This window comes from Microbulbifer sp. CnH-101-G (assembly GCF_052466775.1).
Map to the genome: position 1 here is coordinate 3,868,561 of NZ_CP174292.1, position 16,090 is coordinate 3,884,650.

A 16,090-nucleotide genomic window follows, 5' to 3' on the forward strand; every position below is an offset into this window, starting at 1 on the left:
CTGGGCGCCTCAGTGGGCGCCGATAGTATTTTGCTGGTCGTTGGCGTTTACACTGTTGTAATTGGAGTCATAGTAGACCTCCTCATCCAGTGCGCCCTCACTCTTAGCCACCACGCTGCTCACCACCGCATCGCCGGTGATATTCACTGCAGTGCGCACCATATCCAACAAGCGGTCGACGCCGATAATAATGGCGATACCCTCCAGCGGCAGACCCACCTGCTGCAGCACCATACCGAGCATGATCAGACCAACGCCGGGTACCCCCGCGGTACCAATGGAGGCCAGAGTTGCCGTCAGAATTACGGTGAGATAGCCGGTAAAACCAATATCAATGCCATAGAATTGGGCGATAAAGACCGTAGCCACACCCTGCATAATCGCGGTGCCATCCATATTAATAGTGGCGCCAAGGGGTACAGTAAAAGCAGCGATCTTGTTATCGACGCCGAGACGCTTTTCCACCGTCGACAGAGTTACCGGAATGGTGGCCGCTGAGGATGCGGTACTGAAAGCGAAGACCATGGTCGACCACATTTTCTTTATCAGCTCCAGCGGGTTGAGGCCGCTCAAAAGCTTCAAGATAATCGAGTAAACACCCAGGGCATGGAGCAGCAGGGCAGATAAAACGACCAGGAAGTATTTACCCAGTTGCACCAACCCACTGAAGCCAAGATCCGCAAATGTCTTCGCCAATAGAGCGAAGACCCCATAGGGTGCAAATACCATCAGCACCCCAACCATGCGCAGTACAACGGTATTCAAATCGTTAAAGAATGCGGCAATTCGCTGGCCCGGCTCACCGCAACGGGAAATCGCGTAGCCCATCAACAGGGCAAACACGATAATCTGCAGCATATTACCTTCGGCCATAGCCGCGACCGGGTTAGTGGGGAAGATATTCACCAGGACTTCAGAAAGAGGCGGAGACTCCTTTGGCTGGAACGTAGAATTTACTGTCGCAGCGGCCTCACTCACACCAACCCCAGGCTGGAATACCAGTGCCAGGCACAAGGCCACTGTTATGGCAATCGCCGTAGTGAGCATATAAAGCAGAACAGTTTTACCCGCCAGCGGCCCGATCCGGCTGCCCTCTGACAGGGCACAGGCACCGCTGATCAGAGAAACCAATACCAGTGGCACCACCATCAATTTCAGCGAAGCGATAAAGATCCGACCGATGATGTCGAAGAGCCCCTCTGTCAGATAGAGATTGATGGCCTCGGTAACGCCGGCACCCAACAACTGGCTGGCATTCAAGTAATTGAACAAGACCCCCAGGCCGATGCCCGCCACCATCCCCAGAAGAATTTTGGTCGTAAGCCCCATAACAAGCTTCTCTTTATAAATTCATTGTTTTCATTAAAGGGAGCACTATATCCATTGCCGCCCCGGTGAGCAAAAATCCAACGGGGTGGCGCCAGCCGCCAGAGGGCAGGGTACAATGCCCACTTTTGCAGACTGCGGAGTTATCGTTGCACCAATCTCCATTTGTACCTGCGGGCGATTGGCAGGGGCGGCCATTTGAACCGGCGCAGTCCCAGCCACCGGAAAACCTGATGCCGTGGCTGGCGTACACCGGTTCGCTCACTGCAGCCCTGAAGCAATTGAGTGGAGGGGACTTTAGCGTGCGGGTACTCGGCCAAAGCTGGCAACTGCCCCGCGCCGAGGAGTGCCGCGCACTCAATTTAAATCGCCGCAGCCGCGCCCTGGTGCGAGAGGTTCTATTGCTGGGATGTGGCCAGCCCTGGGTTTACGCACGCAGTGTCCTGCCCCTGCGCAGCCTGCAGGGCAAGTCCCGCAACCTGCGCAGCCTGGACAGCCGCCCCCTGGGGGAGCTGCTTTTCAGCGAGCCGGGGATTCGCCGCGGTGAAATAGAGTTCAACCAGTTGCGCCGCAACCCCGATTTGCAGGCTCAAGGGCTCTGCAGCGAGGGCGATAATGTCTGGGGGCGCCGTTCAATATTCTGGCTGCGGGGCAAACCCCTGCTGGTGGCAGAGGCCTTCCTCACGCACTTTCGTCCCGACGGCCCACCCATAGCCCCCACAAACCAATAACCAAACACAGGGAGATAAGCTACCGTGATAAGCCAACAAATCGCCGCGCGCTGGCCCGCAGTAATGCCCTACTGGCAATTGGCGCGTATGGATAGGCCCATCGGCTCCCTGCTACTGCTATGGCCAACCTGGGCCGCACTTTGGCTCGCCGCGGGCGGCTGGCCAGGGCTGCACCTGTTTGCGGTGTTCACCCTGGGAGTCATACTGATGCGCGCGGCCGGCTGTGCGGTAAACGACTTTGCCGACCGCGAGATTGACGGCCATGTAAAGCGCACCGCCACGCGCCCCCTCGCCACAGGAAGTATTACCCCCAAGGCAGCCCTGGGCCTCTTTGCCGGGCTCAGCTTCGCGGCTTTTCTACTGGTCCTCACCACCAACCTGCTAACGATTTTATTGTCATTGCCAGCACTGGCATTGGCCTTCTGCTACCCCTTCGCTAAGCGCCATACTCACCTGCCACAAGTGGTACTGGGTGCGGCATTCAGTATGGGCATCCCCATGGCTTTTGCCGCAGTGACTGGCGAAGTCCCGCCACAGGCTTGGCTTCTTTATACTGCCAACCTGTTGTGGACTCTCTGCTACGACACCTTCTATGCCATGGTGGATCGGGATGACGACCTGAAAATCGGGGTCAAGTCCACGGCAATTCTGTTCGGGGATATGGACAGAGCCATAACTGCAGCCCTGCAGTTTTTGGTGTTACTGGCACTACTGTTGATGGGCCAGCGCTTTGCTCTCGGAGCCATTTACTATGTGGCTATGGCTATCGTGGCGGCGCTCTTTTCCTACCAGCAGTGGCTGATCCGCGACCGAGACAGAAACGCCTGCTTCAAAGCATTTCTCCATAACAACTGGGTAGGATTGGCGATATTTGCCGGAATATTCCTGCATTACCTCTTCAATTGATCCAGGCCTGGGAGTTGAGGCACAACCGTCATATATTTGTCATATAAATCCCGTTTAATCCCCGGTCATAACCGGGAACTTCTGACAACAGAACGGGTATGGCAGCCAAATGCACAGTAAAACAATCCTGATTGTCGACGACGAAGCAGCAGTCCGCGATATGCTGCGGGTGGCGTTGGAAATGGCAGACTACCGCTGCCTGGAGGCGGAGAACGCCCAGGAGGCCCACGCCCTGGTCATCGACGAAAAGCCAGACCTCATTCTCCTCGATTGGATGCTGCCCGATGTGTCCGGTGTGGAGCTGGCCCGCCGCCTCAAGCGCGATGAGCTGACCACTGCGGTGCCCATTATCATGCTCACCGCCAAGGGTGAAGAAGATAATAAAATCAAAGGGTTAGAGACGGGCGCCGACGACTATATCACCAAGCCATTCTCCCCCCGTGAACTGGTGGCGCGCCTCAAGGCAGTGCTGCGCCGCGCCGGCCCAGCCACCCCCGAAGACCCCCTCAGCGCCGGAGATTTGGTTCTGGACCCTATCAGCCACAGGGTCAACATCAAGGGACAGCCGGTGGATATGGGCCCGACCGAATTTCGCCTGCTGACCTTCTTCCTCTCTCACCAGGAGCGCGCCTACACCCGCACCCAACTGCTGGATCATGTCTGGGGCGGTAATGTGTATGTGGAGGAGCGCACGGTCGACGTACATATCCGCCGCCTGCGCAAGGCACTGGCACTGGATGGTCACGACCGCTATATCCAGACAGTGCGCGGCACCGGCTATCGATTTTCTGTGCAAACTGTCGAAAAAGTGTGACAATCCTTCTGGATCGGCACTGACTCCCGCGGTAACCCTTGGTCACTCCTGTAGAGGATCGGGTTTCTAAGATGTACTGAGTGCGGGGGTGGACACCAGCCCTCCCGACGACCGCCAGGTAACACGGCAAGGCTATGTTAGATCGCAGTATTGGCGAATTTTCGCGCTTTTTAATTATTGCACTGGGCTGCTTAACCCTAGGGTTCACCACCTCCGAGTGGTCCCTGACCCTGATTTTGGGGCTGGCAGCCTACCTGCTCTCGGTGCTGTGGCAACAGCACCGCTTCAATCGATGGCTGGCCAATGGCCGCCGCGGCCCTGCGCCTACCGCTTTTGGTATCTGGGGCGAAATCTACGACGACTTCTACCGCATGCAGCGCCGCCACCGCCGCGAAAAACAAAAGCTGCATGCCATGTTGCGCCGTGTTCAGGACAGTACTAGTGCCCTGCGCGAAGGTATTGTGGCATTGGAAAATGGCGACCACCTGGCCTGGTGGAACCCCGCCGCCGGCGAGCTACTCGGCCTACAGTCCAGTGATCAGGGGCAGTCCCTGGTGAACTTCGTGCGCGATCCCGGATTTGTCAGCTATATGCACAGCGAGGACAACAGTCCCCGCGGACCACTGACCCTGCAGGCGCCGGGTAATGAAGCTCTTCACCTACAGCTGGAAGTCACCCGCTACGGTAAGGATGAAGCCCTGGTGATCGTTCGCGATATCACTCGCCTGCACAATCTCGAGCAGATGCGCCGGGATTTTGTCGCTAATGTCTCCCATGAACTGCGCACTCCACTCACCGTAATCGCCGGCTACCTGGAAACCCTACAGAGCAGCGATATGGCCCCCCCCGCCTGGCGACGTCCCCTGGTTCAGATGGAGGAACAAGCCGCGCGCATGACCACGTTGGTCAACGATCTGCTTCTCCTGGCACGCCTGGAGACTTCCGAGCGAAAATCCAGCGACGTTTCCGTGGATGTCCGCGAATTGATGGAGCGGGTTGCCCGGGAGGCGCGCAGCTTTAGCGGTGACCGCCACCCGGTCACGGTGGACTGCGAAGGGGATTGCAGCATTCGCGGCGATGCCAGCGAGCTACACAGCGCCTTCGCTAATCTTGCGTTCAATGCGGTGAAATACAGTCCGGGGAATGGAGAAATCCAGCTGCGCTGGTGGCAGGATAACGATGGCGGACACTTCAGTGTGCAGGACCAGGGTATCGGCATAGATCCGATTCATATCCCGCGTCTTACCGAACGTTTTTACCGAGTCGACCCCGGTCGCTCCCGCGATAGTGGCGGTACAGGATTGGGCCTGGCCATTGTCAAACATGTATTGTTGCGCCACGGCGCAGAAATGAGTGTTCGGAGCGTCCCCGGTCAGGGCAGCACCTTCACCCTGCACTTTCCCTCCACCAAGCTGGAAGAAAAACCCTCCAGGGCACTGCTACAAAACGAAAAGGCGGATTCCTGATCCGCCCCTGCATCAGTAAAAGCTATTCAAATTCTGATAGTTTTACCGGCTCACCATCTTTTATGTAGGTAGCTTCCTCTTCATCGTGTACCGGGGTACTCTCCCGGCGCAAAATCAAGTGATGCAACTGCAAGTCTCCATCCCGCAATAGCAGATGCTCATTGCCGTCATCATCTATGGGCAGAGGTTTGGTACCGACCAATGCATCGCGCAACGCGCGCAGCCGCGGTACATCCTTATAGCGATTCAAGTCATTGGAGAGGCGTGTTTTCATGCGCTCACTCTCATGCAGGGCGGCGGCAGTCTCGCGGTATTTAGCGAAAAAGAAAACCGCCCCTATGGCAAAGGCCACAACGACCGACACTTCAAACCATACGGGCATAATCACTCCTTGTTATCGTTTTTACGCCAAACAACCAACTGATTGTTCGCCGGCAGGTAATTTAATTCTTCTCGCTGCATGCCCACACCCCCTGCCAACTGGTCCAACCACTCCAGATCGCGAATACCGCTGTCGGGATTGCGCTCTTTGAGATAGGTATCGAAATCTGCATTGCTGGGGCCGATAAAACTACCATCGATCTTGAAGGGGCCATAAACAACCAACAGACCACCAGGTTGTAGCAGGGTGCGCAGTTGGTGAAAAAAGCGCTGGACCGACTCCCGCGACATAATATGCAGGGTATTTGCACTAAACACCGCATCAAAATTCAGCTCAGGCCAGGACGCATCGACATCCAGGGCCAGTGGTTGGCGCAGGTTCTGTGCGGGCGCACTCGCCAGCCACGCGCGTACGCCGGGCAGCATTTCTGCGCGTTCCGAGGTCTGCCAGATTAAGTGGGGCAGGCGCGGGGCAAAGTAGACCGCGTGCTGGCCTGTGCCGCTCCCCACCTCCAATACCTGTTGGCTAGCCTCCAACAGGCGGCGCAGGTGGGAAAGTATTGGATCGCGATTGCGCGCACAAGCCGGCGCATCCGGCAGGCTGGAATCGCTCACGGCAGCTCATCCCGAGTAAAGACCCAATCCCGCTCACTGGACATCTCCGAATTATAGGAATAGCCAGCCATATCAAAGTCTTTAAGCTCCTCCGCCTTCTTCACCCGCTGCTCAATGGCCCAGCGGCTCATCATGCCCCGCGCCTTTTTGGCAAAGAAACTGATCATTTTGTACTGGCCATTTTTTAGATCTTTGAAGTGGGGAGTGATTACCTCCGCATCGAGCGCTTTGGGCTTTACCGCCTTGAAGTACTCATTAGAAGCGAGGTTGACCAGCTCCCGACTCTTCAGCGCCTGCAACTGTGAATTGAGCGCCTCAGTAATTTGCTTTCCCCAAAATTCATACAGATTTTTACCGCGACTGTTTTCAAATTTGGTCCCCATCTCCAGGCGATAGGGCTGCATCAAGTCCAATGGGCGCAACAGGCCGTAGAGGCCGGAGAGCATACGCAGGTGCTTCTGGGCATAGCTGAAATCGCGCTTGCCCATGGTTTCAGCAGCCAGACCGGTGTAGACATCCCCCTTAAATGCGAGCAGGGCTGGGCGTGCATTCTTATCGGTGAAAGGGCGTTTCCAGGATTGGAAGCGGTCGTAATTCAACACACCGAGCTTGTCGGAAATCTTCATCAGGCTGGAGATCTGTTGTGGGCTCAAATCACGCAACTCTTTGATTAGTGCCGCTGACTCCTTGAGAAAATCCGGTTGAGTGGTGTCCAGGGTGGGAATTTCGCTCTCATAGTCCAGCGTCTTGGCTGGAGAAATCACTATTAACATCGGGTGCCTTAGTTATCGCTGCTTTGCTTTCCGTTTGGGTCCAGCCACTCGGACCGGCGGTCAATAGCCTACTCTGGCTTCAGTATATCCTGCCACCAATTGAGTGGGGTCTGGCCATCTTTGGGATCGTAGACATTGCCGTAGTACCAAGCACTGTTAGCACCATCGCAGACACTATTAAGAATTTGTTCAATTTTGTCGAAACCACAGCTCACATGGATGCTGTATACCAGCATTCGTGGAACTTCCAGATCCAGCTCTCCTCCAAGTTTTTCCAGCTGTGGGCTCAAGCGGTCGGAAAGTTCGGCGCTGTTACCGCGACAAAAGACGCGGATCGCCAGATTACCCGAACGCTTTACCAGTTCGAACTGCTGGGTATCTTTATCCACCTTAATGCAATCGCCACTGGCGATGCCTTTTATAAATGCGGGAGAACGCACCAACTGGCAACTATCGTCCTCGTTGACACGCACCTGTAAGCGCTCCACCACCGGTTCGCCATCGGGATTGGTGCCCGCAAATAACTCAATTACCTGAAGTGCCGTCATAACCTCTATTCCCCGACTGTGTACAATGGGTGATCGTTGAATACTCGGCATTATACAGGGAGGCAAGCAATGATCTCGCGTAACCAGGCTTTCTTCGCCGCACTGGCGTTGACAGCGACCTCAATTCTCAGTGGTTGTGTCACCAATCCGGTAACCGGAGAGCAACAGCTTTCCCTGATTTCAACCCAACAGGAATTGAATTTAGGGCAGCAACAATACCCGATCAACCAGCAACAGCAGGGTGGCCAGTACACCATAGACCCCAGTTTGCAAGAGTATGTGAACCGGGTTGGGCAGAAACTGGCACGGGCCTCGGACCAGCCGCAGCTACCCTATGAATTTGTGGTGTTGAACAACTCCGTTCCCAACGCCTGGGCACTGCCTGGAGGCAAAATCGCCATTAACCGGGGCTTGCTGGTCCTGCTTGAGGATGAAGCGGAGCTAGCCGCTGTACTCGGCCACGAGATTGTCCACGCTGCAGCACGCCACTCCGCCACCGCCATGTCACAGCAACAGGTGCTCGAGGCGGGGCTGGCAGTACTCGGTGCAGCCACCAAGGAATCCGCCTATGCGGACCTGATTTCTACCGGCAGCCAGCTGGGAGGCTCCGCCTATATCGCCCGCTATGGTCGCGGTAACGAATTTGAATCCGACGAATACGGCATGAAATATATGGCTGCCGCCGGCTATGATCCCCAGGGCGCCGTGCGTCTGCAACGCAAGTTCGTTGAACTCTCGAAGGGTCGCCAAAGCAATGGCCTGGAAGCCCTCTTCGCCAGCCACCCGCCATCACAATCCCGTGTCAGCGCCAATATCGAGCACAGTAAATCCCTGCCCAAGGGCGGGGTTACCAACCGCGATGCCTATCAAAAAGCCATAGCGCAACTGAAACGTGATGCCGATGCCTATGAAAATTATGATGATGCCCTAAACGCAGCCAATAAAAAGCAGTTTGATACGGCACTGAATTTGGTACGAAAGGCACAAAAGCAACAACCAAAAGAGGCCTCTTTCTTCGCACTGGAAGGAGATCTGCTCGCCCAGAAAAAACAATTTGATAAAGCCCACCAAGCCTACGACCGTGCCGTACAGAAAAACCCAGCACTGTTTTCCCACTGGTTAAAACGCGGCATGGCAAGTGCGCAGCTAAATGATTACACCGCAGCGGAGAGAGACTTAAACCGCTCACTACGCTACCTGGAAACAGCCTACGCACACTTCTACCTGGGCGAGGTATATGAAAAGCAGGGGAATAAACAAAGTGCTTTCAAGCACTACGAGACTGCGGCCGGGGCGGGGGGAGAAATTGGCTCTAAAGCGCAGGCCCGGATACAGGCATTGACGGGAAAGGGCTGAATTTATCTTTTAGAAATTTTGATTTAAAAAATTAAAAAGGGCTATTAAATAGCCCTTTTCTTTCAGAAGATTATAACTGAACTCTCAAGCCCAGCCGGTATTCGTCATACCGATAAGCATCGCAATCATCACACCCATAATCTTCGTAATATCCATTGTACTTATTTGTTGCTGCAGCTAAGTAAACTACGTCAAAGGCAATATTCCGATTAAAGAAGTGGGAGAATCCTAATTTATAACGATGATTTTCATCATAGGCTATATTGACGGAAGTCTCTTTATTAAAATAGAACTCTGCACTCAACTCCGAGGCATCACCCCATACTCTTCCGTTTCCGTGATAATAACTCGCCTCAACACTTAGATACTTATCATTTCCGAAATCTACGAAATATTTAGAAGATAAAGTGTGATCGTCAGCTTCCTCACCGACATTCATTGTAAAACCAATATAACCAGCATCACTTAATTGGTGGCTATACTGAGCGGTTAATGAAAACTCTTCTTCCTCATCAAAATACTTAAAATCAGTATTACTGTAGTTTAATTTCACTAAAACATTCGGAGTGAAAAAATAACCAATCGATTGATCATAAATATTGGCATATTTTTTATCTTCTATACCAGCACTCAGTACCACACCATTTTCTAAAAAATACTCACCTTTTGTAGAAAGTGAATTTTGATGGTGATCATCCCGCCAATAATCATCCCGAATTTCGTGTCGAGAGAACTGTGCTGATATATTGCTAATCTTGTTAATATACTCAAATTCTTTTAGAGGCCCAAGAGTTTCTTTTCCTCCAAAAAAATAAGTAGTACCAACGGAAGAGGTTTTATACTTATTTTCTTCAACACTATAACCAGACGTTGGGCTATATGGCCATCCCATTGGGCTGTAGTAATGATCGTGATAAGAGTATTCTTTATCTGAATAACTCAACGTAGTTATCGACTTATACTCCTCAGCCGTTACGCCAGTAGCCAGCACCATCAGGGGGAAAATTGACATCCTCAGACTTTTCATAGAATCCTTTTCCAACTATAAATTCAAAGTTGCGAGATTTTAATGGAGGTTATTTTTTATTGCTAGAAACAATAACAATACGACAAAAAATAGGCGCTTAGGTAACAGGCGATAATGAACCAAGGAAAGAAAAGGGCTATCGAAGATAGCCCTTTCTGACTTACAGCTGTACGGTCATACCAATTTGGTAGATATCGTAATCATCATCACTATCAGTATTGGAAACATAAGCCGCTTCAACGGCAAAATTACGGCTGAAGAAATGGTTCATGCCCAGCTTAAACTCTTCATTTTCATCGAAAGTAAAGCCGACGGAGGTGCGCTGAGTAAAGAAGTACTCTGTGCCCAACTTCCAATAGTCATCGCCCTCATCGTAGCTAACATAAGCCAGTTCTGCTGTCAGGTACTGCTCGCCACCCAGGTGAGTAAAATACTTCGAGGACAAGCTGCGGGTATCAAACTCTTCGTCAACGGAAAAGTCGAAACCTATGTAATCTGTTGCATTCAGCTGATGGTTATAACGAGCATTTACAGACAACTCATTATCGCTGTCGTTATCTTCATGCTCCAGGCTAACCAGGAAGTTAGGAGTAAAGAGATAACCTATTGATAGAGTATCAATATTTTCTTCACCAAAATCTGCTAACTGAGCACCCAAAACGATCCCGTTAGATGCAAAGTATTCTCCACCAACTGTAAAAATATCAGAGTCTTCACTACCTTCATTGTAATGAGAAAAATCACCGTAAATATTACTAACTTTGTTGATGTACTCAAATTCTTTCAGAGGACCGAGAGTTTCTTTTCCACTAAAAAAATACTGGCTGCCAATAGTAAAACTATCTGCATCATTCTCTAAATTGGTGTACTTAGATTTAGTAAAAGAGTTGTACTCCTCGGCACCAGCGGTTGCGGCGAGAAGCATCAGGGGAAGAGCTGCGAGCTTGAATCTCATTTTAAAATCCTTCGTTAACTATGGATCCAAATTGGGATGCGGATTGTAGCAAAAGTTTTTTTGTCCGCAACCACAGCTAATTACACAAAGTCAGTTTATGAAGACTTTGCGACGAAGGGAGTGAAAACGGGGGATGTAGCGAATGACGCAGTCTGTACTAAATTATATGTTGCCGTAAGCAGTTATCTCCTTGTAAGGGTGTGTATTATTTGCTGTTGTTTAATGACTGAGAAAAACTTTTATTTATTCAGCTTCTATTCAGGTTTTCTAGTTATCCTTAGCGCTTACTATCTGTAAAAGAACTATCTACTTTTCGAAACTCCTCATACTCACCTAAAAGGCGTATACCTACAAAAGGAGCAACGCTTTGAATAATTCTGTCAATTTCTGTCGTGTGCCGAGACTGCATGGCATCGCGTTCAATTTTACTATGCCAGGTAGCGATGGCGATCAGAGTATTTTCGTCACCGATCTTTTGCAAAAGTTCCGTCCCCATAGCCCCAGGTGCTCGCTGAATTAATTGGGACGCACGTACCCAGGCATCGGCATATTCTTCCGCTGTGAAGCCTTCCTTAATTCGAACCTCAAAAATATATTTCACCGACTATCTCCTTGAGCTATCTACTTGCAAGTAGAAAAGTAGAAAAGAACGCTCCGCTCTTATGACACATTGTGAATAATTCCCTACGCACTGGTAGCAGTGCTTCTATTTCTCTCTCGACTCAAAAATTTAGTGAACTCTTCCTTTCCATCTTTTCAGTAAGCACACGCAATAAAAAAGGCCGCGTTAAGCGACCTTTTCTTTTGGGTGGGGAACTTAGGATTTCCTTAAGTTCAGGTTTCTCTCGTGGCCGTGGCGAATATCCGCCCCTTCCACCAGATAGACCACCTGCTCACAGATATTTTTGGCGTGGTCACCGATACGCTCCAGTGAGCGCAGTGTCCACAGCACATTGATTACACGGGAAATACTGCGTGGATCTTCCATCATATAAGTCACCAGCTCGCGAACAGCGGTGCGGTAATCCATATCCACCTGCTCATCCTCGGCGAGGGTGCGTAATGCGGACTCCACATCGAAACGAGTGTAGGCATCCAGGGCATCGTTGAGCATTTTACGCACGGCATTGGCCAGGTGGCGTATCTCGGTATAGCCGCGCGGTGAGGTGCCCTCGTCGGTGAGCGCAATCGCCATTTTCGCGATCTTGCTGGCCTCATCACCAATACGTTCCAGGTCGCGGGCGATGCGGGTTACCGACATCACCATGCGTAAATCCGAGGCGGCGGGCTGGCGCTTAGCGATAATCAAGGTCGCGTGCTCGTCCAGGGCCATCTCACACTTGTCGATTTCCTCTTCGATGCGCAGGACTTCCTCCGCCAGCTGGCTGTCGGCATTGGACAGGGCATCGACGGCATCGGCTACCTGGCGGGCGACCATGCCGCCCATCTCTAACATCTCGGTCTTGATTCCCTCCAGGTCCTCGTTGAACTGGCGGGAGATATGTTGATCGAAGTGCATTTCCATAGTTATCCCTCGGGGCAGAACTGGCTCAGCCGAAGCGGCCGGTAATATAGGCTTCGGTTAGTTCGTGCTCCGGATTGGTGAACACGGTTTCAGTGTCGTTAACCTCGACTAGATGTCCCAGATGGAAATAAGCCGTGCGCTGGCTGACACGAGCCGCCTGCTGCATCGAGTGAGTCACGATGGCAATAGTGTAGTTCTCGCGCAGCTCATCAATCAGTTCTTCAATCCGTGCAGTGGCAATTGGGTCCAGAGCGGAGCAGGGCTCATCCATCAGAATCACTTCCGGGCTCACTGCAATTGCACGGGCGATACACAGACGCTGCTGCTGACCGCCAGACAGGCCGGTACCTGGTTTATCCAAACGATCCTTGACCTCATCCCAGAGGCCGGCGCGGCGCAGGCTGTTTTCCACAATTTCATCCAGGTCCGCGCGGCGGCTGGCGATTCCGTGAATCTTGGGGCCGTAGGCCACGTTTTCATAGATGGACTTGGGAAAGGGATTGGGTTTCTGGAACACCATCCCCACCCGTGCGCGCAGAGGTACAACATCCACCTTGGGACCATAAATGGGGTCGCCATCCAAACTCAGCTCACCTTCAACCCGACAGCCTTCAATGGTGTCGTTCATGCGGTTGAGGCAGCGCAGGAAGGTGGACTTACCACAACCGGATGGGCCGATCATCGCCACAACTTCATTGCGACCGATATCCAGGCCAACGTTGTGAATAGCTTGGGTTTCGCCGTAGAACACATTCACATTGCGCATGCGCAACTTGGCGGTGTCAGAGAAGGGCTGGCCCACTGTTTTCCGCACCTCGGTCTGGCTGATTGCCATTTTGTCACCGGTCAGTTCGGATTGCGCCGCTCCAGTATGTCCGGCGGCATCCAGGGTCATGGTACTCATAAATAATCCCGTTTTCCGATTATCCGCGCTGTTACCAGCGGCGCTCAAGTTTCTTGCGCAGCATTACCGCGCTGGCATTCATAAGAATCAATACACTCAGCAACACCATAATGGCTGCCGAGGTGCGCTCCACAAAGGCGCGCTCGGGGCTATCCGCCCAGAGGAAAATCTGCACCGGCAATACCGTGGCCGGATCGGTCACCCCTCCGGGTACATCCACAATAAAGGCGACCATACCGATCATCAGCAGGGGCGCGGTCTCACCCAGGGCCTGAGCCATACCGATAATCGCACCGGTGAGCATACCGGGCATGGCCAGCGGCAGCACATGGTGGAAAACCACCTGCATACGCGAGGCACCCATACCCATCGCCGCTTCGCGAATCGAAGGCGGCACCGCCTTCAGGGCCGCACGGCTGGAAATAATAATTGTCGGCAATGTCATCAGGGTGAGTACCAGACCTCCAACCAGGGGCGCGGAGCGTGGCAACTCAAAGAAGTTGATAAAGATCGCCAACCCCAGAAGGCCGAATACGATGGATGGCACCGCGGCGAGGTTATTGATATTCACCTCAATCAGGTCGGTCCAACGATTCTTTGGTGCGTATTCTTCCAGGTAGATGGCCGCAGCCACCCCGATTGGGAAAGACAGCGCCAGGGTCACCAGCAATGTAAACAGCGAGCCCATCAAGGCCGCGCGGATACCGGCCTGCTCCGGTTCACGGGAGTCGCCGTTGGTAAAGAAGATGGTATTAAAACGCTTCTTCAGTTCGCCGCTTTCCAATAACTGTTCGATCCAGCCGGCTTTCTGTTCCGAAGTACGGCCGCGGAAGCCCTCTTTGGAATCCTTCAGACTTTTAACAAAAGTATCCACATCGTCGTCAGCGGCAAACCATACTTTCTCGCTCTTACCGAGCAGCTCTGGGTTTGCGGCCAGTCGATCACGCAGGTTAAAGGGCGCTCCAGAGGAAACCAGCGAATACAGTTCACGCTTGTTACTGCGGCCAGTCACCGAAGGGAAACGCTCGCGCAGGGCCTCGCGGATTACCCCGGTGAAGTTGGCCCAGGCAAGGCTCTCGTCATCGACGTTTTCGATACCGAGTACCTGAGCATCGTAGTGTACTTCCAACTCAATGGCGGTCTGTACAAAGGCACCGCTACCCTTGCTGATAATATCGCTAAACAAAATAACAACCGCGAGAATGCCGAAAGCAATACTGGCAATACCCAGCCCGCGAAACAGTTTTTCCTTGCGATGACGGCTGGCGAGACGCTTTTCGATACGCTCGCGAACCTGCGTCTGAGTGAGATTAGTCATACTGCTCCCGGTATTTTTTCACTACGTGCAGGGCGATAAAGTTCAGTACCAGAGTCGAGACAAACAACATCAGACCAAGCGCAAACGCGGCCAGGGTCTTGGGACTGTCAAACTCTTGGTCGCCGACTAGTAGCGTCACAATTTGTACGGTAACGGTGGTGACCGACTCCAGGGGATTGGCGGTTAAATTGGCGGCGAGGCCCGCGGCCATTACCACGATCATCGTCTCACCAATTGCGCGGGATACCGCCAAAAGCACACCGCCGACAATTCCCGGCAGTGCTGCGGGGATCACCACTTTACGCACGGTCTCCGATTGGGTTGAACCCAACCCCAGAGCGCCATCGCGCAGGGATTGAGGTACCGCATTAATCACATCGTCTGATAATGAGGAGACAAACGGGATAATCATAATCCCCATTACCAACCCAGCGGCCAGGGCGCTCTCACTGGAGGCCTGTAGGCCAATAGAAGTAGCCAGGTCACGAATAAACGGAGCGACGGTTAACGCCGCAAAAAAGCCGTATACCACTGTGGGTACACCGGCGAGGATTTCCAAAATTGGCTTGGCCACGTTGCGCACGCGCTTGCTGGCATACTCGGCCAGATAAATAGCCGCCATTAGGCCCACTGGCACCGCCACGAACATGGCAATTGCGGAAACCATCAAGGTACCGGTAAACAGGGGTACCGCACCAAAGGCTCCACTGGAACCAACCTGATCGGCACGCAGGGCCATCTGCGGGCTCCAATGTAAGCCGAACAGGAATTCAGTCACCGGCACCGACTGGAAAAAGCGCAGCGACTCAAACAGTACCGAGAACAAAATACCCACAGTGGTAAAAATCGCGGCGCAAGCACAAGTAATCAGAATAGACTTAAGGACTTTTTCTACTTTCTCACGGGCGCGCAGTTCCGGAGAAAAACGCAACAGTGCAAATGCCCCCAGGCCCACCGCCAATACCAGACTTAAAAAAGCCTGCAGGGTATTGGAGTTATTGCGCAATTGACTGAGATGCTCCGCCGCCGACTGTAACTGTGGAGATGACTCTCCCACCAAATGGCCGGCAGCGAGGTTTTGAATTTGTGCATAGAGCAGGTTCTGTCCGGCAATGGTATCGGGCTTGTCTGCAATGCTGTGCATCACCATGGTGCGAATAATGGCATCGTCAAAAATCAGCCAGGCACCCAGTAGTAAAAGTGCCGGTAAACCACACCAAAGCGCGGTAAATATACCGTGATAGCTGGGCAGTGAGGCCAGATTACGCAGGCCTCCGCGGCTGCGCGCTGCACTCAGTGCACGACTAAAGCCGGTACCGTAGGCCACTAAAATCAACAGCAGCAAAAGGGCGAACAGTGTGGGGGTTTGCATTGAGTTACCGTGCTAAAAATGTCGATGTCGGCATTATCCCGACTTTTCCCTGTGTTTCCACTTGGCTTTCATA

At 52.7% G+C, this 16,090-nt stretch carries 17 protein-coding genes; 5 read left to right on the forward strand and 12 right to left on the reverse strand.

The features are described from left to right. Positions 1–9: 9 nt before the first annotated feature. Complete coding sequence (locus ACJJID_RS17170; protein WP_444920516.1) at positions 10–1,329, reverse strand: dicarboxylate/amino acid:cation symporter; 1,320 nt, start codon at positions 1,327–1,329, stop codon at positions 10–12. 146 nt (positions 1,330–1,475) lie between these two features. Between ACJJID_RS17170 and ACJJID_RS17175 the strand changes: the two genes are divergently transcribed. From ACJJID_RS17175 to phoR, 4 genes are all read left to right on the forward strand, one after another. After that, a complete protein-coding gene (locus ACJJID_RS17175; protein ID WP_444920517.1) occupies positions 1,476–2,057 on the forward strand; it encodes a chorismate--pyruvate lyase family protein in 582 nt (193 codons plus the stop codon). Between the two features lie 63 nt (positions 2,058–2,120). Beyond that, on the forward strand, positions 2,121–2,963 hold the full coding sequence (ubiA, locus tag ACJJID_RS17180) for a 4-hydroxybenzoate octaprenyltransferase (protein ID WP_444922649.1): 843 nt from the start codon (positions 2,121–2,123) through the stop codon (positions 2,961–2,963). A gap of 109 nt (positions 2,964–3,072) precedes the next feature. Continuing rightward, a complete protein-coding gene (gene phoB, locus ACJJID_RS17185; RefSeq protein ID WP_444920518.1) occupies positions 3,073–3,777 on the forward strand; it encodes a phosphate regulon transcriptional regulator PhoB in 705 nt (234 codons plus the stop codon). A gap of 134 nt (positions 3,778–3,911) precedes the next feature. After that, positions 3,912–5,243: a phosphate regulon sensor histidine kinase PhoR gene (gene phoR, locus ACJJID_RS17190; protein WP_444920519.1), complete on the forward strand. Its 1,332-nt coding sequence runs from the start codon at positions 3,912–3,914 to the stop codon at positions 5,241–5,243. A gap of 22 nt (positions 5,244–5,265) precedes the next feature. Here the strand turns inward: phoR and ACJJID_RS17195 are convergent, their stop codons facing one another. From ACJJID_RS17195 to ACJJID_RS17210, 4 genes are all read right to left on the reverse strand, one after another. Beyond that, positions 5,266–5,625 (reverse strand): hypothetical protein, encoded by a 360-nt coding sequence (locus tag ACJJID_RS17195; RefSeq protein ID WP_444920520.1) that lies wholly within the window; start codon positions 5,623–5,625, stop codon positions 5,266–5,268. A gap of 2 nt (positions 5,626–5,627) precedes the next feature. Further along, positions 5,628–6,239: a DUF938 domain-containing protein gene (locus ACJJID_RS17200; protein ID WP_444920521.1), complete on the reverse strand. Its 612-nt coding sequence runs from the start codon at positions 6,237–6,239 to the stop codon at positions 5,628–5,630. Then, entirely contained in the window at positions 6,236–7,012 is a 777-nt protein-coding gene (gene yaaA, locus ACJJID_RS17205; RefSeq protein WP_444920522.1) for a peroxide stress protein YaaA, read from the reverse strand. The genes ACJJID_RS17200 and yaaA overlap by 4 nt, the downstream gene beginning before the upstream one ends. Before the next feature lie 68 nt (positions 7,013–7,080). Continuing rightward, on the reverse strand, positions 7,081–7,560 hold the full coding sequence (locus ACJJID_RS17210) for a DUF4265 domain-containing protein (RefSeq protein WP_152455908.1): 480 nt from the start codon (positions 7,558–7,560) through the stop codon (positions 7,081–7,083). Positions 7,561–7,629: 69 nt separating this feature from the next. Between ACJJID_RS17210 and ACJJID_RS17215 the strand changes: the two genes are divergently transcribed. After that, positions 7,630–8,916: a M48 family metalloprotease gene (locus ACJJID_RS17215; protein WP_444920523.1), complete on the forward strand. Its 1,287-nt coding sequence runs from the start codon at positions 7,630–7,632 to the stop codon at positions 8,914–8,916. 70 nt (positions 8,917–8,986) lie between these two features. On the opposite strand, the gene ACJJID_RS17220 is transcribed toward ACJJID_RS17215, so the two are convergent. The 7 genes from ACJJID_RS17220 to pstC form a co-directional block, all read right to left on the reverse strand. Further along, entirely contained in the window at positions 8,987–9,943 is a 957-nt protein-coding gene (locus ACJJID_RS17220) for a putative porin (protein WP_444920524.1), read from the reverse strand. A gap of 160 nt (positions 9,944–10,103) precedes the next feature. Continuing rightward, entirely contained in the window at positions 10,104–10,898 is a 795-nt protein-coding gene (locus ACJJID_RS17225) for a putative porin (protein ID WP_444920525.1), read from the reverse strand. Between the two features lie 277 nt (positions 10,899–11,175). Beyond that, entirely contained in the window at positions 11,176–11,499 is a 324-nt protein-coding gene (locus ACJJID_RS17230) for an antibiotic biosynthesis monooxygenase family protein (RefSeq protein WP_444920526.1), read from the reverse strand. A 216-nt stretch (positions 11,500–11,715) separates the two neighbouring features. Further along, positions 11,716–12,423, reverse strand: a complete 708-nt coding sequence (gene phoU / locus ACJJID_RS17235; protein WP_152455918.1) for a phosphate signaling complex protein PhoU — start codon at positions 12,421–12,423, stop codon at positions 11,716–11,718. 25 nt (positions 12,424–12,448) lie between these two features. Next, positions 12,449–13,258, reverse strand: a complete 810-nt coding sequence (pstB, locus tag ACJJID_RS17240) for a phosphate ABC transporter ATP-binding protein PstB (protein WP_253869151.1) — start codon at positions 13,256–13,258, stop codon at positions 12,449–12,451. Between the two features lie 100 nt (positions 13,259–13,358). Next, positions 13,359–14,645, reverse strand: coding sequence for a phosphate ABC transporter permease PstA (pstA, locus tag ACJJID_RS17245; RefSeq protein WP_444920527.1), 1,287 nt, complete (start codon positions 14,643–14,645; stop codon positions 13,359–13,361). Further along, entirely contained in the window at positions 14,638–16,017 is a 1,380-nt protein-coding gene (gene pstC / locus ACJJID_RS17250) for a phosphate ABC transporter permease subunit PstC (RefSeq protein WP_444920528.1), read from the reverse strand. The genes pstA and pstC overlap by 8 nt, the downstream gene beginning before the upstream one ends. Positions 16,018–16,090: the final 73 nt, after the last annotated feature.

Excerpts from the sequence above, each read along its gene's own strand:
- ubiA (WP_444922649.1), top strand. The coding sequence starts at position 2,121 with ATGCCCTACTGGCAATTGGCGCGTATGGATAGGCCCATCGGCTCCCTG.
- pstC (WP_444920528.1), bottom strand. The coding sequence starts at position 16,017 with ATGCAAACCCCCACACTGTTCGCCCTTTTGCTGCTGTTGATTTTAGTG.
- phoR (WP_444920519.1), top strand. The coding sequence starts at position 3,912 with ATGTTAGATCGCAGTATTGGCGAATTTTCGCGCTTTTTAATTATTGCA.
- ACJJID_RS17170 (WP_444920516.1), bottom strand. The coding sequence starts at position 1,329 with ATGGGGCTTACGACCAAAATTCTTCTGGGGATGGTGGCGGGCATCGGC.
- ACJJID_RS17195 (WP_444920520.1), bottom strand. The coding sequence starts at position 5,625 with ATGCCCGTATGGTTTGAAGTGTCGGTCGTTGTGGCCTTTGCCATAGGG.
- phoB (WP_444920518.1), top strand. The coding sequence starts at position 3,073 with ATGCACAGTAAAACAATCCTGATTGTCGACGACGAAGCAGCAGTCCGC.
- pstA (WP_444920527.1), bottom strand. The coding sequence starts at position 14,645 with ATGACTAATCTCACTCAGACGCAGGTTCGCGAGCGTATCGAAAAGCGT.
- phoU (WP_152455918.1), bottom strand. The coding sequence starts at position 12,423 with ATGGAAATGCACTTCGATCAACATATCTCCCGCCAGTTCAACGAGGAC.
- pstB (WP_253869151.1), bottom strand. The coding sequence starts at position 13,258 with ATGGCAATCAGCCAGACCGAGGTGCGGAAAACAGTGGGCCAGCCCTTC.
- ACJJID_RS17225 (WP_444920525.1), bottom strand. The coding sequence starts at position 10,898 with ATGAGATTCAAGCTCGCAGCTCTTCCCCTGATGCTTCTCGCCGCAACC.
- ACJJID_RS17220 (WP_444920524.1), bottom strand. The coding sequence starts at position 9,943 with ATGAAAAGTCTGAGGATGTCAATTTTCCCCCTGATGGTGCTGGCTACT.
- ACJJID_RS17215 (WP_444920523.1), top strand. The coding sequence starts at position 7,630 with ATGATCTCGCGTAACCAGGCTTTCTTCGCCGCACTGGCGTTGACAGCG.
- ACJJID_RS17210 (WP_152455908.1), bottom strand. The coding sequence starts at position 7,560 with ATGACGGCACTTCAGGTAATTGAGTTATTTGCGGGCACCAATCCCGAT.
- yaaA (WP_444920522.1), bottom strand. The coding sequence starts at position 7,012 with ATGTTAATAGTGATTTCTCCAGCCAAGACGCTGGACTATGAGAGCGAA.